Source organism: Thermococcus sp. 2319x1, assembly GCF_001484685.1.
In the GTDB taxonomy this organism is placed as follows: domain Archaea; phylum Methanobacteriota_B; class Thermococci; order Thermococcales; family Thermococcaceae; genus Thermococcus_A.
This window is the reverse complement of sequence record NZ_CP012200.1, coordinates 1651788-1671115: the sequence shown is the minus strand read 5'-3', so window position 1 is coordinate 1671115 and position 19328 is coordinate 1651788. Positions and strand designations below refer to the sequence as shown.

Here is a 19328-nt window from a genome sequence, read left to right as displayed (position 1 = left end):
CAAAAGCTTTCAATTCTTTTGAAGTCTTATTGGAACCAGTCCCGGCCACGTTCTTTACATGCACTGCTCCGTCTTTCAATTCTTTTGAAGTCTTATTGGAACTTGAAAATGCATTGTCAGAAGTTACATTATATGTGAGAGACTTTCAATTCTTTTGAAGTCTTATTGGAACAGGGGTGAATTTTCCTTGAAATTCCTTACAAAGTAATTAGATGGCTTGAATCTTATAAGCTTTTCGTCAAAGGGTTGATAAAACTCCCCTCAAAAAGCTCGAATCCGGGCCCTCAGAAAAGACTCCGAAACACTCGCTCGCCTGAACTTACTCTTTTTCTCCCATGTCCAGTCTTGTCCACGAGACTTCCAGAGACAGAACGAAGGCTAAAATTAAAAATAGGCTAATAAAAACACTTTAAATTAAAAATGGTCGAATTCCCGCGAGGAGAGGACATTAAATAATTCCTGAGAAGCCTTCGCTCAAAAACTCGAAAAAATTTCGTTACAAAAACCTCAAAATATCATAACTCCTTGTTCGATAATAACCTTCAGTTACTAAAAACACCCAAAGCAACCTTGGAGGCTAAAAATCAAAATACGAACGGAAAAAGCTGAAAAATTCAAAAATATCAGTTTACATCGTGATATAATGATATTCGAAGATTATTCTGTTTTATAAATCTTCTTCTCGAAGGTAACGAAGTCCGTCCATGCCGCATGTGCCAGAAAGTTTGCCTCCATAACGTCTGGCTTCCCGTTCTTGAAAGCTCCCTCTTTGTAGGTGTAGCCAACGATTTCACCCACGAACCACGTGTGATCCCCGTAATCCCTAGCATCCACCACCTTGCATTCTATGTTCGCCAACGCCTCCTTTATGCTTGGTGTTTTTATTTTAGTGGAGTTAACTAAGGTTATGCTCATCTCCTTAAGCTTTGATGGCCCGCTTTTTGTTCCCGCTATCCAGACGTCTCGAAGCATTTCCAAACTTGGAACGCTGATGACAAACTCCTTGTATTTGGAGATCAACCTATGGGAGTATCTTTTTGGAGAAACGGCTACCCCTATTAAGGTAGGCCTGTGAGAAAGAACGGTCACCCAGTCGGCTGCCATGACGTTTGTTTCTTCTCCCTGTCCTGAAACTATTAAATAAGTTCTCATCGGGTAAATTAAGTGGTACATCCCTCTCACCCCCTATCTCTATTCCCTTTGTTCTTTAAAAGCCCTTCTTAAGCTGAGCCAGTAGAGGGCTTTGGCTGCCCTTTCTGGCGTTGAGAAGTTTTTGAATCCGTGGGCATTTAAAATCTTCACCCCTTCCCTCACGAGTTCTCCTGCCATGAAGTTAACCACAATCGGCTTGTTGCACTTGGCATCTATGATGGCTTTTGCTATCTCCTCACTCGGCATAAATATCGGCGGAACGCAGATAACGAGTAAGCTGTCAACGTTCTTATCTTTACAAACCACCTCTATCGCTTTTTTGTACCTCTCGTAGTCTGCATCTGCTATTAGGTCAACTGGATTTTTTGTTGAGCACTGTGGAGGCAGGAATTTTTTGAGCTCCCCTATGGTTTCCTCTTCAAGCTTTGCAATCTCCAACCCCAGCTTCTCGGCCTTGTCAGTGGCCAAAACCCCGGGACCGCCGGAATTTGTTATTATGGCTATCCTCTTCCCCCCACTCTCGTACATCTCAAAGATTTTTGCCGCATCAAAGAGCTCCTCCATCTCTTCAACTTCTATTGCCCCGAACTGCATAAAAACACCTTTGTAAATTTCGTAACTGCCTGCCAAACTTCCGGTATGGCTTTGGGCTGCTTTGCTGCCGCTTTTACTTTTTCCAGCCTTGAGAATTATCACGGGTTTTTTGGAAGTGGCGTATTTCAAAGCTTCTACAAACTTCTTCCCATCTTTTACCCCTTCAATGTAGAGGGCTATTACTTTGGTGTTCTCATCGTCGGCAAAGTACCTCAAGAAGTCGCTCTCCGTTAAATCTGCCGCATTGCCGTAAGAAACAAAGGCAGAGAATCCTATGCCTTCCTCATTTCCCATAGCCAGGGCTGCACCGCCGAAGGCTCCGCTTTGGGAGATTAAGGCCAGGCCCCCCTTCCTGACCCTGACCTCAAAGGAACCGAAGAACTCCGCATGAACTCCAAAAATTCCGGCACAGTTGGGCCCAATGATTCTTACTCCCTTCTCTCGAGCCTTTTCAACGAGTTCCCTCTCAAGCTCAACATTGCCTGTCTCACTAAATCCAGCACTTATAACCACCGCCCCTTTAATCCTACCTCCGATTTCCTCAATTAGAGAGGGGACGAGCTTTGCGGGAATCGCTATTATAGCAACGTCAACATCTTTTTCAAGCTTTTCTGCAATTCTAAGTTTCCTCCCAGCCACTTCGACTTCTCCCCCTTTGGGATTCACGGGGATAATCTCTCCCTTAAAGCCCCCTTCAACTGTATTCTTCAGTATCTCGTAAGCTATCGCGCCCTTCTTGAAAGAGCCGAAAACTGCTACCGATGAAGGATAAAAGAAAAAGTCCATCGGGTCACCTCCGCTTTGCTAACAGAGGGAATAAAGCTATTAACAAAACAAATCCTGGGCCGCAGATACCTTTTTTCTGCTCTACAACGATAATAACGCTTTTACCATCTGTTTTCTGGTCCTTGATTCCTAAACTGGCTGGGGCTTTGACGTCTACTTTATCGAACTTAAATGGTAAAGTTATATTTGCGCTCCAGATTTTCTTGGTGAGGCTTTCTTTGTAATCCACCTTTGGCTTCGCTTTACCCCATACAATCACTTTATTGCCTTCGATTTTGGAGTTTATCTCTTGAATGTCCATGGTTTTGTTGAACTCTTCCCTAATTTTTGTTTCGTGGTAGCTGGTAGCATTGGCTCCCTCAAAAGTTGCATTAAACTGCACAAGTCCGCTTAGGGGGTTGTAATAGAGTTGAATGCCCTTCATAGTCTTTGCCAGAAATTCATCAAAAGGAATGAACTTGGTGGTGTTCTCTGATGTTTTGTTCATGATGGCTTCATAGACGGAGGAATCAAAGGTAATCACGACTATTGGAAGGTAGTAGCCGTTTTCCCATGATGCAACGTTCTCCACAAGCTCCTTTGGTTTTGGGGCGAGGGTTATGAGATAAGCTTCTTTTGGAAGAACAATTGTGAGTTTTCTCCAGCTGTACTCAAAAACTCTATTTTTGAACAAAAACTGCATAGGCCCATAAACTGAGCTCTGCAGTGTCTGGTTTTCTTCCACGAGGTAGTTGTATATTTTAAAAGTTACAACGGCAGTCCAGTTCTTCCCGAGTTTTACGGGACCTTCCTCAGGCACCACCACCAATGCTTCCCGGGTTTGCTTCTCCACTTCCCTCTTAAAATTGCCGTATACCAATGAGTAAACAAAGTCGTGGAATTCTTTTTCTGCCTTCTCCGGGTTCGTCTGGGAAAGATTTTCGAAGTAGTTTATATAGAATGGATCTTTGAGCTGGGCGTTGATCTTAACCAAAGCCGTTCCGCTGGGGTAGATGGTCATGTAGATGTCAATGTTGAAGAGGTGTTGATTTTCATAAGCGTAAACCTGAGAAAACGATGCTAACAGCATAAAGGGGATTAGAATCCACGCACCTCTCTTCATTTCGATCACCTCCAAAACTTTTTCAAATAGCAATACAAAAATTTATTGGTTCATCAGACAAAGAGGGATAACGATGAGGAAGTATAGAAAGGTTGTGGTTGGTGGGACCTTTGATAGGCTTCATTTGGGCCATAAAGCCTTGCTTAAGAAAGCCTTTGAAGTGGGCAAGTATGTATACATTGGTTTGACTTCCGACGAAATGATAAGGGCCAAGCCCTATGCTGAAAAGATACTTCCGTATGAGGTTAGACTGCGGGATTTGCTAAAGTTTTTTGAAATAAATGGATACACAAACTACCGAATAATAAAAATACACACTGCAATAGGCTTTGCAGATAGAATAAAGAGTCTGGAAGCAATAGTTGTTAGCGAAGAAACGTACAAAGGTGCCCTTTTGGTGAACAGAGCAAGAAGGGAAATAGGTCTGAAACCTCTTGACATTGTTACCATAAAGCTAATCAAAAGCAAGCTTGGAGATAAAATAAGCTCTTCCTTAATAAGGGCTGGCCTTATAGATCCTTTCGGGAACCCAAAGAGGTGATAAAATGAGGGTGGTCACAATTGGGGCTGGGCTTGGAGGACTCCTGACAAGTGCTTTTTTAGCCAAGGCAGGTCATGAAGTAACAATTCTGGAAAAAGCTCCTTTTGTTGGTGGTAGGTTCACAAACTTAAACTACAAAGGCTTTCAATTGTCTACCGGTGCCCTTCACATGGTTCCCCACGGAGAAAACGGTCCCCTAGCCCATCTGCTGAAGCTTTTGAATGCCAACGTGGAAATAGTGAACTCAAACCCAAAGGGCAAGTTCTTTCTGGAGGGAAGCCTTTACCACTACAGAGAGGGGTGGAAGTATCTTTCCCTCAAAGAGAAGGCCAAAGCGATGAAGCTCCTTGCGGAGATAAAGGCCAATAGACTTCCAAGTGGCGAAGATGCAAACATGAACTCCTGGGAGTGGCTCAAAGAAAAAATTGGGGATAACGAGTTCGTTTATCTTTTCATAAAGAGCTTCCTTGGCTGGGCGGTCAGCCTAACTCCGGAAGAAGTTCCGGCAATGGAGCTGGCTAAGGAAATAAAGGCAACTTTGAAGTGGGGAGGTCCGGGGCTAATAAAGGGCGGATGTAAGGCTGTAACAGAAGAGCTTGCGAGGATTGTAAGAGAGAACGGAGGAAAGATAATAACCAGAAAGAAGGCTGTTGAGGTGGATGATGACAAAGTGCTAACGGCAGACGGTGAAGAATACCCCTACGATGTGCTCATCTCAAACATCGGAATAAAGGAAACGGTGGAGCTTTTTGGACGGGACAAATTTGAGAGGGAGTATCTGAAAAAAGTTGATGCTCTAAAGCCTGCTGAAGGAATTAAAATCAACGTAGCCTTAAGGGGAGAGCCCAGAATAGGCAACACGGTTGTCTTTACCCTAGATACTCAAAGAATAAACGGCTACAACGAGCCTTCTGCCTTGACTCCAGGGCTTGCAAGAGAAGGCTATACCCTCATAATGACGCATCAAGCCCTAAGGGGCAAAGACGTAAAGAAAGAGCAAAAACTTGGCCTTGAGGATCTTTATTATCTCTTCCCGGAGCTTGACAAAGAAGGAGAGGTTCTAATGGTTCAAACCTATTTAGATGGAAATCCCGTTAACAGAGTAGCCTCCGGAATGCATCTTGACTTTCCGCTCGAAAACGTCTACATAGTGGGGGATGCTAACAAAGGGGAAGGGGGCATAGAGGTAGAGGGAATAGCGCTCGGAGTTATGAAAACCCTTGAAAACCTTGGCATTGGAAGGTTTGGCGAGTGGTATCTCTAACCAAAACAGCAAAGAGAGCCTTTGGAAATCTTTAAATTTGCAAGCTCTTTCAATTATTTTTCGAAGTTTTTTCTAAAAGAACTATTTTATGACTAAGAAACCCTTTTAATTCGCTAAGGTCTAACTTTATACACCGGTGCTGGAGGGAGTAATATGAGGAAGAGGGTTGTCATAGCTTTGGGCGGGAACGCTATTCTGCAGAGAGGACAAAAGGGAACTTATGAAGAGCAAATGGAGAACGTGAGAAAAACCGCAAAGCAAATCGTTGATATCATCCTTGATAACGATTATGAAGTTGTAATAACTCACGGCAATGGTCCTCAAGTTGGAGCTATTCTCCTTCAACAGGATGCTGGAGAGCATACGTATGGTATCCCCGCTCAGCCCATGGACGTTTGCGGTGCAATGAGTCAGGGGCAGATTGGTTACATGATACAGCAGGCGGTAGTTAATGAGCTCAGGAAGAGGGGCATAAACAAGCCGGTGGCAACGATAGTTACCCAGACGATTGTTGACAAGAACGATCCGGCATTCCAGAATCCCTCAAAACCTGTGGGACCGTTTTATGACGAAGAAACTGCCAAAAAGCTCGCCAGAGAGAAGGGCTGGGTTGTCATAGAGGACTCTGGGAGGGGATGGAGGAGAGTCGTTCCTTCACCGGATCCGATTGGGCATGTTGAAGCTCCAATAATCCAAGACCTCGTTGAGAAGGGCTTCGTAGTAATAGCCTCCGGTGGCGGTGGGATTCCGGTTATTGAGGAGAATGGAGAATTTAAAGGTGTAGAAGCGGTAATTGACAAGGATCTGGCTGGAGAAAAGCTTGCCGAAGAGGTTAATGCTGACATCTTTATGATACTCACCGACGTCAACGGTGCTGCCATTAACTACGGCAAGCCAAACGAGCAGTGGCTCGGAAAAGTTACCGTTGACGAGCTCAAGAAGTACTACGAGGAAGGGCACTTCAAGAAGGGCAGTATGGGCCCAAAGGTTCTTGCTGCGATAAGGTTCATCGAATGGGGTGGAGAGAGAGCGGTAATCGCCTCTTTGGACAAAGCCGTCGAGGCTTTGGAAGGAAAAACCGGTACTCAAGTTGTTAAGTGATCCCCTCCCTTCTTCCTTCACGGCAGGCTCGGAACGTAAGGGCCTTAATTTTATTTACCAAATGTTTTAAAAATATTAAGTTACAATAATTTTGTAGAAGCCTAGGGGGTGGACTCATGGATCCGCTGAGTGGATTCATAGGCTCATTGATATGGTGGATACTGTTCTTCTACCTACTCATGGGGCCTCAGATTCAATATCGCCAATTGCAGATTGCCAGGGCAAAATTGCTGGAAAGGCTGGCAAGAAAGAGGAATTCCACAGTAATAACAATGATTCACAGGCAAGAAAGTATAGGTTTCTTTGGGATTCCCGTGTACAAGTTTATAAGCATTGAGGACAGCGAAGAGATATTGAGGGCAATAAGGATGGCTCCAAAGGATAAGCCAATTGATCTGATCATCCACACGCCGGGAGGATTGGTACTGGCAGCAACGCAAATAGCAAAGGCCTTGAAGGATCATCCAGCCGAGACAAGGGTAATAGTGCCCCACTACGCAATGAGTGGCGGGACTTTAATAGCCCTTGCAGCTGACAAGATCATAATGGATCCCCATGCTGTTTTGGGACCGGTTGATCCTCAGCTGGGTCAATACCCGGCTTCGAGCATAATAAGGGCAGTTGAACAAAAAGGTGCAGAGAAAGTTGATGACCAAACCCTCATACTTGCTGATGTGGCAAAGAAGGCAATAAATCAAGTTCAGGAGTTTGTGTACAATCTCTTGAAGGACAAATACGGTGAAGAAAAGGCCAGAGAATTAGCCCAAATACTAACCGAGGGAAGATGGACTCACGACTACCCGATTACAGTTGAGCATGCAAAAGAACTCGGCCTTCATGTTGAAACAAACGTTCCAGAGGAGGTCTATGCCTTAATGGAGCTCTACAAACAACCGGTAAAGCAAAGGGGGACTGTGGAGTTCATGCCTTATCCGGTAAAGCAACAAGGGAAGGATTAGCTGGGCAAATTTTTTATTTATTTACATCCTTTTTGAAAAGTTAGGCGGTGGTTCCCAGTTCCGGTGAATAATTTCGCATCTCAGCCAAAAAGTTTTTATTTGGTTTTTGCATCCCTTTAGTTAGGCTTAAATCAGGGTGAGATTATGATCAACTATTCTAAAATGGAGGAAGGGGAAGAGACCATGCAAGTGAAAGTGGATCCAGAGGAAATTAAGAGGATAAAAGCCGAAATAGAGGCTTTAGAAAGAGAGAAAAAAGAGATACAGGAGAGATTGGAACAGCTCCAGAAGGAGCTGAATATTTGGATACAAAAAAGGGATGAGAAGAATAAAGAAGTAAGGCAGTTAAGGGAGAAAGCAAGAGAGTATAAAATAAAAAGGGATGAAATCAACCAGCAGATTCAAGAGCTTAAAAAGAACAGAGAAGAAATAAACGCCAAGCTTGATCTTCTTTATCAGGAAGCCATGGAGTACAGGGCGAAGAGGGACGAATACAGACAGCTGAGAAGATTAAAGATGCCAAAGGAAAAGATAGAGGAGAGAATTGAAAAGCTTGAATGGGAACTGCAGACCAATCCAAACATAACTCCCGAGAGGGAAAAACAAATAGTTGACCAAATTCAGGTTTTGGCTACAGAGCTTGAGATTCTCCAGCAAGCTGAGAGATTCCATAAGAAACTCCAAGAAACGAGGAAGAAGATCGAAAGCTTGAAGAAGGCAAGAAGGGCAATTGGAATGGAAATACAGAAGCTCGCAAATCAGAGCCAGCAGTTCCATGAGCAGATGCTAAAGGCTTACCAGCAGGCGGATGAGATCAAAAAAGAGGCCGACGAGTACCACAAGAAAGTACTTGAGCTCAGGGAAAAGATCAGGGAAGTTAGGATGGATCTCAGAGAGGTAGAGAGGAAGATATTTGAGTTTGATCAGAAGCACAAGGAGCTTATAGCCTATAAGATGGTCGCAAAGATGAGGGCAAAGAAAGATGCCACATTTGAAAAGGCAGTTGAAGCCCTTGAAAAGTTCAAGCGCGGTGAAAAGCTTACTTTGGATGAGCTCTTGCTGCTCCAGAGATACAATCTGGTGTGAAGCATGGAAATTATAAAACACGAGGGTCCGGGGAGGCTTGGGTTAGTCAAAATTAAAGAAAAAACTTTCAAAACGCCTGCTTTAGCGGGAGTAGATTTTACCCTTTCGCCGTTCAATTCTTACTTCTATCCAAAAGATTTTGGGGAATATGATTTCAACCTTGCCCCTTCAATCCCCCTCAGCTTTTATACTCCAAGGGAAATAGTAGAAAAAGCCTTGAGCAGGCTGTATGACGTTGATTACTCAAAATTCAACGCCCTTTATGTCCCGGTCGTGGGGAACCTTGAATACATCGACGAGTTTCTGGAAAATGTCCTTTCCCAGTACTCTTTTGATGCCCTTTACATAGGAAACGCGAAAATCTTTGTAAAGGACTACCGGAGGTTTGTTCAAGCCATCAGGCTTATCAGAGAAAAAGATCCAAATCTGCTTCTCATCACTGACCTTGAACCGTTTTTCTATCCTTTAGCGGTTTATCTCGGTATTGACGCCTTCGATACCCGTTCCTTGAAGCTCTACGATTTCCACAAGAAGGGCTTTACACAGTTCTCTCCGATACTGTGGGATGAGAAAGAGAATTCTCTTGAATTTGCTAAGGAGGTTATAAAACTTGTTAAAAAGGCTCTTGAGGAAGGAAAGCTCCGCTATCTGGTTGAGAACTTTTTCTACACTCAAGCTCACGCCGGAATATTGAGGATAGCTGATAAAGAAAATTGGGACTATCTTGAAAAATACACCCCAATACAGAGGGACACCGTTTACTTCATAAGCGATGCCTCCCAGAACAGGCCGGAAGTGGTGAGGTGGAGGCAAAGGGTAGTCGAGAGATTTAATCCCCCTGAAAACGCTGAAGTGCTCTTCCTCTTCCCATGCTCAGCTAAAAAGCCCTATTCTCACTCGCGCTCTCACACGCTTTACAGAAAAGCCCTCAAAGAAGCCCTTGGAAATGGAATATACAGGATACACGAGCTTATTTTAACTTCTCCTTTTGGAGTCGTGCCGAGAGAGTGGGAGTGGCTGGCCAAATACGACATTGTGGTTACCGGCCATTGGAGTGAAGAGGAAATAAACTCCGCGGCTGAGCTTTTAGCCAAGGTTCTGGAGAAATACCCCAAGAGGATTCCGATAATAGCTCATTTGGATGAAGCCTATGTAGAGGTCGCAAAGAGAGCCAGCGAGATTAGCGGGAGGGATATAATATTCACTCCGGTTAAAAACGGCACAACAAGTAAGGAAAGCCTGGAGGGCTTAACGAAGACGATAAAAGAACTTGGCCTTGAATTGGTTGCTGAAAAAGAAGATAGAACTTACCGCTTCTACGAGAACATTAGGAAGGTGTTTGACTTCTACTTTGGCCTTGGTGCTGGAGGGGCTGTTCTTCCCGGGGATGCGAGAATCATAGGCTCCAAGATGCTCCGCATTCTCATAGGCAACGAACAAACCGGAACTTACCAGGACGGTGTGATAAGTGTGACACCATTTGGCATGCAGCGCATTTATGATGCAACGAAGAGCTATTACGTGAAGATTGACTTCGATCTCAGGGGAGACGTTTTTGCCGTTGGGGTTAACGAAGCAGATTACAAAATACGCCCGGATGATATCGTTGGAATTGTAAGGGATGAGAAAGTAGTTGGCGTTGGAAAGGCCATTCTGAGCGGAGAGGAAATGGTGAAAGCAAAGAGGGGCATTGCGGTGAAGGTTAGGAAGAAATTATGAAAAACTCTTTAAACAATTTTTAAACTACTTCTGATGATGGGCAATGAAAGGTCTGACTTTCACTGCGATTGCATTTATCCTTTTTCTCGCCATGCCCGTAGCTGGAGACTATAATGGGGCCGAGAGTTTGAACTTCAAAGTGTACGCCCTCTCAAACGATTCTGCAATAGTATCTGCCAGCTACACCCCCTACGCACCTGGCATGTGTCCCGGTGGTTGTGGGTGTGCCCTTGTGCCAGTTGGGTTTTGTTGCCTACTTGCTAACTTTCTGATAAATGAAGATAACGTTACATTCCTTGGGTTTTCGGATGAGCTTCAGATACACAAGTATTCGGGAAGCTATTATATCTTCGCATTCGCTCATGGCGTGTCCAACGATACCCTCATGGTATACCGCTTTTCCACCGGAGAAATCGAGATTGTAGAGAACATATCCACCAACTGGCTCTACGGTGACTTTGCGGTCTCTATGCCCTACTTCGCAGTGAGACTGGACAGGGAGAAAGTTCTTGTGTATGAGATTACTATGGGGAAAAGCAGGATACTGACAATAGATGAAGTCGAAAACGGTAGCATCCCGGGGATAAAAGTAGAGAAACACAAGAACACTTATTATCTCTCTGGAAGGGCACCTTTAGGGCCAGAGAGCGGAGTTCGCGGAGAACTTGATAGGGAGAAAATTTCCTTTGAGGGTTTCTCGATTCCAACGTGGGCTGTAGAAAACTACACGATAAGCCCCATAGAAATGAACCATTTATATGCGTTCAGGCTTGAGGGCTCTTATTTGATCGCTCCGGTCTCTTTAATGCATTACTTCGCACCCTGTGAGAACAGTACGGGTGAAGTTGTCAAATTCGGAAACGACTCAAGTACAGATTTTTCACCTGACGTTTACGTATTCATATATCAAGACAGAAAAGTCAGGCCTGTTCAACTTCTCAGATTGGACTACGAGCGCTTAGAACCGGAAATAAAACTCCTAAACTGGATCACAATTAATGATGAAGCTGATAAGATATGTGGTATAGGGGTGGTGCTTTTGGTTACCCTCTTACCTCTACTCCGAAAAAACTTTTAACACACTAACTCAATACACCACCATGCCCAAGTATTTCAAGCGAGGAGTAAAGAGGGAGCATCATTTCCTCAAGGGAATTGAGAAGCCACTTGAGGAGATAGCCAGCATTCCGGAGGTTAAGAAAGTAATCCCGGGGAGAATATATGCCAGCGACTCAAGAGGCTTCGAGATAAAGGTGACAAGAGAAACCCACGCAGGATTAAAGCTCGTCGCGAAGAGTAATGGAAGCGTTCAAGAGGTCTTCCTAGTTGTGGACAGAGGGCACAGAGAACTGGTTTGGAAGAAGATAGAAGAGCTCGCAGAGGAGTGGAGAAAGGGCTGAAGGTTTAAGGGTTTTTGCTGTTCAGCTATTCAGAGCTCCCTTTTCCCCTCGAAGAATTCAATGAGCTCATCATCGCTTATATCTTCTTCATATCCGAGCTCCTTTTTCTGAAGCTCTATTAAGCCTGGGGTAAGCAAAAGCTTTCCTTCCAGCTTTGGCACCGCGTAGTGGAGCGTTATCTCGCTGAACTCATCGAGCTTTATGGTTGGATGCTCTTCATATTCTATTTCCTCCAGCCTTCTTCCCTCCGCTATGAGTTTTGCAACTATCGCCGAACCGTCTATCGAGAACTGAACTTTCCCAATATTCCTTGCCTTAGCCCCCTCGATCCTTGAGGTTATGAACTTCCTCGTCTTTCCTGTGAACTCGAAGTCCCCGAGAATACCTCCTACAACTATAATCGTGTCCTCTTTTATATCCTCCGGTTTGAGCTCCTCCTCAGCAAAGGGGTCAAGGATTATCATCTTTGAGCGATCAAACGGAAACTCGGTGACACTTTGTGAAATAACTCCACCGAGTTTGGCAAGCTCTTCTCTCTCCTCCGGCAAAACGTTTGTGAAGATGAGCTTATCCCCCCACCACTCGCTTGCGTGCTTATACTCAAGCAGAACCCACTCTCCAAGCTTTTCAAGATGCTCTATTATTAAATACGCCATTTTTCTCACCAAGAAGTCTCTGGTGGGGCCGCCGGGATTTGAACCCGGGTCTCCGGCTCCCGAAGCCGGAAGGATAGACCAAGCTACCCCACGGCCCCCCGGCCTAATTTTCAAGCATCTGGTTATAAATCTTTCCCAACTCTCTTAGCAAAAGATATAAATTCTGGCCTGCATAACTGGAGAGGATGCCAATGATATCAATAATAGTGCCCACATACAACGAGCGGGAAAACTTGGAGGAGCTGTTTGAGCGGATAGCGAAAGCTTTAGAGGGAGAAGAGTTTGAAATAATAGTTGTGGACGACGATTCTCCGGACAGAACTTGGGAAAGGGCAGAGGAGCTTGCAAAAAAATATCCCGTGAAGGTTATAAGAAGAACAAACGAGAGGGGGCTTTCCTCTGCTGTTATCAGGGGGTTTAAGGAGGCTAAGGGATATATCTTTGTGGTTATGGATGCTGACTTGCAGCATCCCCCAGAAGTTATCCCTGAGTTAATTGAAGCTATTGAGAGTGGGGCCGATATAGCTATAGCGAGCAGATATGTGAGAGGAGGAAAAGTTGAAAACTGGTACTGGTGGAGAAAACTCATCTCAAAAGGAGCAATAATGATAGGCAGAGTTGCTCTGCCAAAGATAAGGGGGATTAGAGATCCCGTAAGTGGATTCTTTGCCCTTAGGAGAGAAGTTGTTGAGGGGGTTGAGCTCAACCCGATAGGCTTCAAAATTCTCCTTGAGATTCTTATAAAGGGGAGGTATTCAAAAGCCGTGGAGATTCCCTTTACATTCGGGTTGAGAAGTTCCGGGGAAAGTAAGCTAAGCAACAAGCAAATATTAAACTATCTGCGCCATCTCTACAGGCTTATGAAATGGGAAGGCGAGATAGACAGACTCGTTAAATTCTCCGTAGTTGGTTTAAGCGGTGTTGTCGTAAATGAGGGCTCTCTTCTTGGCTTTGTAGAGTTTTTGGGGTGGGACAAGAGGATAGCGGTAATCCCGGCGACTGAGCTTTCCATACTGAACAATTTTGTATGGAACGACCTCTGGACGTTTAAAGATTTAAAAAGAAAGCCGATCCACATACGCCTACTAAACTTTCATCTTGCCGCACTTACGGGAGCTTTAGTTCAGTGGAGCATCTACTTAGTTCTTTTGTATCTGGGTGTTAACTATCTAATGGCGAATCTGTTTGGCATAGGAGCCTCTTTCATTGTTAGGTTTCTCTTCAACCGGAACATCACATGGGCGTAATTGTTAAATACCTTTTTTGTAAAAATCGTGGGGGGAATTGGATGGAGAACTCTTCAGGTGGATTCTACAGGAGAATTTCTACTGGCGTAAAAGGACTTGATAAGCTTATTGGTGGTGGATTAATCCCGGGGAGAGTTTATGTCGTCACAGGCCCCCCGGGAAGTGGTAAAACAACTTTCGGAATTCAGTTCCTTGTTGAAGGTGCAAAAAATAATGAGAAAGGAGTTTACATCTCCCTTGTTGATGACTCGAAGACCATAATCCAGGATATGCTCCACTATAAGTTCAATCTGCTTTCCTACCTTAGGAGCAAAAAAATAGTGATATACGATCTCAGCTCTACAATTACAAAGGGCAATACAAAGCCCACTTGGGGGGAAGTTCTTGAGGAATTAAAGAGGATCATCTTACATGAAAATGCAAAAAGGGTTGTTATAGATTCCTTCACTCCCTTGGAGCTTATGGTAAGGGATCCAGAAAACAAAAGAAGGGAGATAGTCAGGCTGATAAAACTCCTTTCTACCATGGACATTACAGCACTTATAATAACTGAGATGATGGAGTCCGACAAGTACACGGATGACTATTACGTGGCAAGTGGAGTTATAGTGATGCACCACTTTATGAGGCAGTTTCAAATGATAAGAGCAATTCAAATACTTAAAATGAGGGGAACTGCTCATGATAACAATCTGAAAAAAATAAGATTCACCGAAAATGGGATAGAGGTTTACAATGAAGCCCCATGGTGAGTCTCATGAAAAAAGAAGACCTGATAAAAGAGGCATACCGATTTGGATACTTTGTAGGCTACAAGGGTCACACGGAATGGGTGTCGTGGATAGCTGGAAAGAAAGGAGAAATCTACAGACAGGCTGAGGAGTTGGGAATATATAAGGAGGTAAAAGCTGCCTATGAGAGAGGTCTTCAAGATGGAAAAGAGAGGCGAATGAAGGAAGTGGCTCTGGGATTGGGAAAGCTTGAAGATGAAATCCTGCCAGAAAAGGTAAAGACTGAAAACCTTCAGAGAGAGGAGGAAATTGAAATTGAATTTTCCCGATTTTCAAAGACCCCAAAAATTGTTGAACCTCCTGAAATACTTGCACTCATGAAGGCAGTTGAGACTCCCAAAATTTTATCTCCACCCAAAATGATAAGTAAAGAGGAGTAAACTTTATCGGAAGTTTTGTTCTATTTTTGTCGGTGTTATCGATGAGGGAGTTCTTGAAAGAAGCCGAGGTTTTTAACCCGGAAAACGTTGTGGATTACATCTCAGAGATAAGCAAGTTCCATAGAATCCAAGGCTCCAAGGAGCTGGTTGAAGCTGCCAGATACATAACCGAAGAATTAAGGATAAATGGCATAAAAGCGGAACTGCTTGGAGATTCCTATGACGGGGAGAAGTGGCACTTAACCCTTTCCTCTCCAATTGCCTGGGATCTTGTATACGGGGAGGTTGAGATAGATGGAAATAGGATAACCACATCTAAAACACCCCTCCTCGTGATGGCACACTCACCGGCAGGAGAGGCGGAAGGGGAGGTTGTAGCCATAGAAAGGGAAGAAGACTGGGAAAAGGCAAAGGGCAAGATAGTTATTGTGAGTGAGAAGTGGCATGAAAACTACAGAAAAGCGAATGAAAAAGGGGCTATTGCGTTTATAGCCTACAGAAAGGGAACGGGCAAGGCCTTCCCTTACATCGGACTATTTTTGACCAAGAGGGACTTAGAATGGGCAAAAATTCCCGCAGTTGCTTTAAGCGAAGAGCTTGCAAATGCCGTTCTCCGGAAATTGAAGAAGGGCGAAAAGGTAACGGCAAAAATCAGGGTTGACACTTTAATCTCCGAGAGTCAGATTCTTCCGATTGTTTACGCAGAGGTGGGGAAGCCTCCGTATGTTCTGTTCACAGCTCACATATGCCATCCAAAGCCGGGCGCAAACGACAATGCAAGCGGAGCAGCAATGTTGATTGAGCTGGCTAAAGCACTTAATACTCTTTATGATGAGTCATTCCGCTTTGGATTTGCTTTTCTCTGGATTCCAGAGCATTATGGAACGCAGGCTTTTATAGAGAAATATGCAAGGCTCGACGATTACTACGTGGCAATAAACCTTGACATGGTTGGAGGAAGTGAAGACAGAGCTAACTCGACGATAATGATAATTAGAACGCCATTGTCAAGGTTTTCAGTTGTTTCCGGAATTCTGGAGTATTATATTGCTCTTGCAAATTCTGAAGGAGAGAGCTTTGGAGGGAGCCCTCTGCCAAAAATGAAGGCCAAAAGTTATCCTTACGAGCCTGGAAGCGATCATGATGTATTCAACTTCTTTGGAATTCCAAGCGTAATGCCCATAACCTGGCCCGACAGGTTTTATCACTCAAGCGAGGACAGTGTTGAGAAGATAAGCAAAGAAAGCCTTGAAATAATAGGAAGGGCGGTACTAGCTACTGCCCTAGCCCTTGCAAAAGGAAAGAGAGAGGAACTTGAGAGATTCGCCAGAGGTTTTACAATGAAGTATCTCGGAGAGCTCAGCATTGAAGGGGATCTTGAAGTGGCAGAAAAGTTGGTTATGCTTGGGCTGTCGAGGGATTCTAAGTTCCTGGGGCTAAACATGGGACACGAGTTTGCCTTTGAACCTTGGCTAAAGTGGACTAAAAAAGGCATTATACATCCAAGATCGATAAAGCAGATTGACGAGAAGAAGGGGGAAGAGCTGGGAAAAATATTGGAAGACAGAAAAATAAGTGTTCTGCTCCATGAGCTGTTAATGCTTGGGGAGATAATGCCAAAAGAAGAGGCATTTAAGGCTCTGGAAGAGGAGTACGGGAAGTTTGAGAAAGAAAAGCTGGAGAAAGCGGTTGAGATATTAAGAGCTTTAGATATCATCGTTTTTTAGTTCTTTCTCAATTTCATTTATCTTTTTGACAACATTTTCCTTAAGTTTTGCCAGAAGCTCAGAAGGTGAGACTGCGGAATAAACATAGCCAAGCCAGCCTCTTTGAATGAGCTCCCTCTTAAGAACTCCCCTCTTGTACAAGTTGAGGACGTGTTCCCTAACACTTCTCTCGCTTATTCCAAGCTCCTCTTTTATTTCAGTTATCCTCATGGGGGCTTTCTTTTCCAAGAGCAGACGGTATATCCTAAGTTCGTTTTTCTTGAATCCCAATGTCCTCAAGAGTCCCTCGATCTTATCGTACACATCCCCCATCTTTCTCTCACACCTATGAACATTTAGCTTCATACATTTTAAGCCTTACGGTTTAGCTCAATCTTACCAATATAGGTTCCGTCTCCAAGAAAAGCCTCTCCCGATGAAGAATCTTTCAAAAATGGAATCATTTTTATGCCCTCCCTCACATCGAACCCTTCTATGTAGGGATTTACCGTGGGCAAAATCAGAAAATCCCCAACTTTAAAGAAGCACTTGACTTTTCTAATGTTCCCTCCAATCCTCAAGCTGATCGCAGGGTGAATGTGCCCCAGAAAAGCTTTCTCAAACTCAACTTCCGGAAGGTTCTGGTGTCCATGGAGGAAAAGTATATCATCAAGGAGAAAATGACTGACTACATTTACATTTCTGAATTCCTTTGTAACTTCTTCTATCTTTCCATCGTGGTTTCCCTTTGTTATGACAATGCTATATTCCGCAATCTCAGAAAAGAATTCCATCAGGAGCTTTTTGACAAATCTACTCATTCCGAGGGGCTCTTTTATGTCTCCTAGAATAATCACCAGCTCCGGATCTTTCTCTTTTATAAACTCCGCAAGGTTTTTTTCGAACTTTGTTCTTACCCTTAGTCCCCTCGAAAGTTCAAAAGCTATGTGGGGATCCGCAAGAACAAGGGTCCTTCCGAAAGATGTTTTCAATTCAAGGGAGAGGCTGTCATAGGAGAAGTTCTTCATGATAATCACGTAAAAGAGATATAAAGATTGAAGAAAAATCAGATTATACCTCTCTCCTTCTTTCTCTGCCTCTTTAGTCTCCTGATTCTCTTTTTAATCCATTTCCACCTCATTCTTCCCTTCTTTTTCCATTTCCTTGGTCTCCTCTTCATGATCATCACCCCGATAATCGTTCCAGACTAAGCTCACTTTGCTTGGTTTTTAAGCTTTTCCATCAAAAGGGATTAGAAAATAGCAAAGACAAAAAGAACAAAATAAAGGAGATTAAGGGAAAATCTGGTCAAGCAGAGATTTGTCTCTTGTCAGGGCCTTATAAATAGTTATCGCACCCCTATATCGCTGTAATGAACAATAAAAAGCTTCTTGGTGAGATTGTGATATCTAAAGAGGAAATTCTCGGCTTTAGGGTTATTCCAGCAATTTTAGACTTTTTAAAACTCTTAAAAATTGTGTAATTTTAATTTTTCTTTCTACAGCTCTTGGCTTGGACAAAAAGGGTGTTCGTTAAGTTATTAACCGCCAAAATCCTAAAACATTAAGGAGGGATTGAAATGAAAGTCGGATTTGTTCAGATGGAGCCAAAGCTTTTGGATCTTAATGCCAACCTCAGCAAAGCTGAAAAATTAATTGGGGAGGCCGCAAGACAAGGTGCAAAGCTCATTGTTCTTCCAGAGCTTTTTGACACGGGTTACAATTTTGAAACGAAAGAAGAAGTGGAGGAGATAGCCCAGCAGATTCCAGATGGAGAAACAACCCAATTTCTTGTTGAGCAGGCAAGGGAGCATGAAGCGTTCATAGTCGCTGGAACCGCTGAGAAAGATGAGAGGGGGAGACTCTACAATTCCGCTGTCATTGTGGGACCAATAGGATGGGGTTACATTGGAAAATACCGCAAGGTTCACCTTTTCTACAGGGAGAAGCTTTTCTTTGAGCCTGGAAACCTCGGCTTTCACGTCTTCAACATAGGTATTGCAAAAGTGGGAATTATGATATGCTTTGACTGGTTCTTCCCGGAGTCAATGAGAACGCTTGCCCTTAAGGGAGCTGACATAGTTGCACATCCGGCCAATCTGGTTCTTCCCTATGCTCCAAGAGCGATGCCAATAAGGAGCCTCGAAAACAGGGTGTTCAGCATAACGGCAAACAGAATCGGGGAGGAGAGGGGGTTAAGGTTCATAGGCATGAGCCAGATAAACTCACCGAAGGCTGAAATCCTGCTCAGGGCAAGCGAGGATAAGGAGGAAGTTGGGGTTGTTGAGATAAACATCGAGGAGGCAAGGGACAAGAAGCTTAACGAGCTCAATGACATCTTCAAAGATAGAAGGCCTGAATACTATGCTATTTGAGTTCTTATATCTTGATTCTCAGCGACAAAAGGTTAAAATAAATTGGGTCTATAAAGTAAAAACGGAATGATGAGTCTGGAGCCCCCTGATTTGTGAGGAAGTTTCGCGGGGCTGACCGTTATGATAAAAAGGATACTATGCAAAGACCTCTATGAAGAAATAGAACGGCTTGAGCGCTCTGTTGTTGAGCTGGAGGAACAGATAATTGAGTTAAAGGCCCAGCTCAACATGAAAGCCAAGGAGGCAACGAGCCTCTATATCGAGAACCAAAGCCTGAGACACAAAATAGAAATGCTGGAAAAAACTCACAAGCAGCTCATTGAGATGCTTAAAAAAATGAAAATTCCCTTTGTTGTCATAAATGAAGATGAGTTTGAAGACGTGGAGATAGACAAATAATTTCAAAACAATCTGTGAACACTTCTTCAGACAAAGACTTTTTAATATGAAAAGCAACTTTTAGGTTAGAC

Annotated in this window: 20 protein-coding genes, 1 tRNA gene and 1 CRISPR repeat array (1 of these 22 only partly in view); of the genes, 14 read left to right on the top strand and 7 right to left on the bottom strand. The window is 43.8% G+C overall.

Annotation, left to right across the window (positions count from 1 at the left end; genetic code table 11):
- A CRISPR array of direct repeats spans positions 1–172; the repeat unit is 30 nt; unit sequence CTTTCAATTCTTTTGAAGTCTTATTGGAAC (it extends 543 nt beyond the left edge of the window).
- Between the two features lie 485 nt (positions 173–657).
- Genes ADU37_RS09305 through ADU37_RS09295 form a run of 3 tightly spaced genes read right to left on the bottom strand, consistent with a single transcriptional unit; the run spans position 658 to position 3634 of the window.
- Positions 658–1173: a flavin reductase family protein gene (locus tag ADU37_RS09305; protein ID WP_058947320.1), complete on the bottom strand. Its 516-nt coding sequence runs from the start codon at positions 1171–1173 to the stop codon at positions 658–660.
- 18 nt (positions 1174–1191) lie between these two features.
- The gene (locus ADU37_RS09300) at positions 1192–2532 is read right to left on the bottom strand and encodes an acetate--CoA ligase family protein (RefSeq protein WP_058947319.1); all 1341 of its coding nucleotides are present in this window, start codon (positions 2530–2532) and stop codon (positions 1192–1194) included.
- A 4-nt stretch (positions 2533–2536) separates the two neighbouring features.
- Entirely contained in the window at positions 2537–3634 is a 1098-nt protein-coding gene (locus tag ADU37_RS09295) for a CGP-CTERM sorting domain-containing protein (protein ID WP_058947318.1), read from the bottom strand.
- 73 nt (positions 3635–3707) lie between these two features.
- Between ADU37_RS09295 and coaD the strand changes: the two genes are divergently transcribed.
- The 8 genes from coaD (at position 3708) to ADU37_RS09255 (ending at position 11704) form a co-directional block, all read left to right on the top strand.
- Positions 3708–4175: a phosphopantetheine adenylyltransferase gene (gene coaD, locus ADU37_RS09290; protein WP_058947317.1), complete on the top strand. Its 468-nt coding sequence runs from the start codon at positions 3708–3710 to the stop codon at positions 4173–4175.
- Between the two features lie 4 nt (positions 4176–4179).
- Positions 4180–5439 carry an NAD(P)/FAD-dependent oxidoreductase gene (locus ADU37_RS09285; protein ID WP_058947316.1) on the top strand — a complete coding sequence of 420 codons (1260 nt, stop codon included), beginning with the start codon at positions 4180–4182 and terminating at the stop codon, positions 5437–5439.
- 153 nt (positions 5440–5592) lie between these two features.
- Positions 5593–6540 (top strand): carbamate kinase, encoded by a 948-nt coding sequence (gene arcC, locus ADU37_RS09280; protein ID WP_058947315.1) that lies wholly within the window; start codon positions 5593–5595, stop codon positions 6538–6540.
- Between the two features lie 116 nt (positions 6541–6656).
- A complete protein-coding gene (locus ADU37_RS09275) occupies positions 6657–7499 on the top strand; it encodes an ATP-dependent Clp protease proteolytic subunit (RefSeq protein WP_058947314.1) in 843 nt (280 codons plus the stop codon).
- Between the two features lie 183 nt (positions 7500–7682).
- Positions 7683–8585, top strand: coding sequence for a coiled-coil protein (locus ADU37_RS09270; protein WP_058947672.1), 903 nt, complete (start codon positions 7683–7685; stop codon positions 8583–8585).
- Between the two features lie 3 nt (positions 8586–8588).
- Positions 8589–10304 (top strand): archaeosine synthase subunit alpha, encoded by a 1716-nt coding sequence (arcS, locus tag ADU37_RS09265; protein WP_058947313.1) that lies wholly within the window; start codon positions 8589–8591, stop codon positions 10302–10304.
- 43 nt (positions 10305–10347) lie between these two features.
- Entirely contained in the window at positions 10348–11382 is a 1035-nt protein-coding gene (locus ADU37_RS09260; RefSeq protein WP_058947312.1) for a hypothetical protein, read from the top strand.
- A 22-nt stretch (positions 11383–11404) separates the two neighbouring features.
- Positions 11405–11704, top strand: coding sequence for a DUF2103 domain-containing protein (locus tag ADU37_RS09255; RefSeq protein ID WP_058947311.1), 300 nt, complete (start codon positions 11405–11407; stop codon positions 11702–11704).
- Positions 11705–11733: 29 nt separating this feature from the next.
- Here ADU37_RS09255 and ADU37_RS09250 read toward each other — a convergent pair whose 3' ends face one another.
- On the bottom strand, positions 11734–12360 hold the full coding sequence (locus ADU37_RS09250; RefSeq protein WP_058947310.1) for a hypothetical protein: 627 nt from the start codon (positions 12358–12360) through the stop codon (positions 11734–11736).
- 20 nt (positions 12361–12380) lie between these two features.
- Positions 12381–12458, bottom strand: a tRNA-Pro gene (locus tag ADU37_RS09245).
- A 93-nt stretch (positions 12459–12551) separates the two neighbouring features.
- Between ADU37_RS09245 and ADU37_RS09240 the strand changes: the two genes are divergently transcribed.
- From ADU37_RS09240 to ADU37_RS09225, 4 genes are read left to right on the top strand one after another with little or no spacing between them, the layout of a single operon-like run.
- Positions 12552–13607 carry a glycosyltransferase family 2 protein gene (locus tag ADU37_RS09240; RefSeq protein ID WP_058947309.1) on the top strand — a complete coding sequence of 352 codons (1056 nt, stop codon included), beginning with the start codon at positions 12552–12554 and terminating at the stop codon, positions 13605–13607.
- A gap of 41 nt (positions 13608–13648) precedes the next feature.
- Complete coding sequence (locus ADU37_RS09235; protein WP_058947308.1) at positions 13649–14359, top strand: ATPase domain-containing protein; 711 nt, start codon at positions 13649–13651, stop codon at positions 14357–14359.
- Between the two features lie 5 nt (positions 14360–14364).
- Positions 14365–14778 (top strand): hypothetical protein, encoded by a 414-nt coding sequence (locus tag ADU37_RS09230; protein WP_238981962.1) that lies wholly within the window; start codon positions 14365–14367, stop codon positions 14776–14778.
- A 41-nt stretch (positions 14779–14819) separates the two neighbouring features.
- Positions 14820–16505 (top strand): DUF4910 domain-containing protein, encoded by a 1686-nt coding sequence (locus tag ADU37_RS09225; RefSeq protein ID WP_058947306.1) that lies wholly within the window; start codon positions 14820–14822, stop codon positions 16503–16505.
- Here the strand turns inward: ADU37_RS09225 and ADU37_RS09220 are convergent.
- Together ADU37_RS09220 and ADU37_RS09215 are read right to left on the bottom strand one after the other, a co-directional pair.
- Positions 16485–16817 (bottom strand): transcriptional regulator, encoded by a 333-nt coding sequence (locus ADU37_RS09220; protein ID WP_058947305.1) that lies wholly within the window; start codon positions 16815–16817, stop codon positions 16485–16487. The genes ADU37_RS09225 and ADU37_RS09220 overlap by 21 nt on opposite strands.
- Positions 16818–16855: 38 nt before the next feature.
- A complete protein-coding gene (locus ADU37_RS09215) occupies positions 16856–17512 on the bottom strand; it encodes a metallophosphoesterase (protein WP_058947304.1) in 657 nt (218 codons plus the stop codon).
- A 551-nt stretch (positions 17513–18063) separates the two neighbouring features.
- On the opposite strand from ADU37_RS09215, the gene ADU37_RS09205 reads away from it, so the two are divergent.
- On the top strand, positions 18064–18858 hold the full coding sequence (locus ADU37_RS09205) for a nitrilase (RefSeq protein ID WP_058947303.1): 795 nt from the start codon (positions 18064–18066) through the stop codon (positions 18856–18858).
- Positions 18859–18978: 120 nt separating this feature from the next.
- Positions 18979–19257 carry a hypothetical protein gene (locus tag ADU37_RS09200; RefSeq protein WP_058947302.1) on the top strand — a complete coding sequence of 93 codons (279 nt, stop codon included), beginning with the start codon at positions 18979–18981 and terminating at the stop codon, positions 19255–19257.
- Positions 19258–19328: the final 71 nt, after the last annotated feature.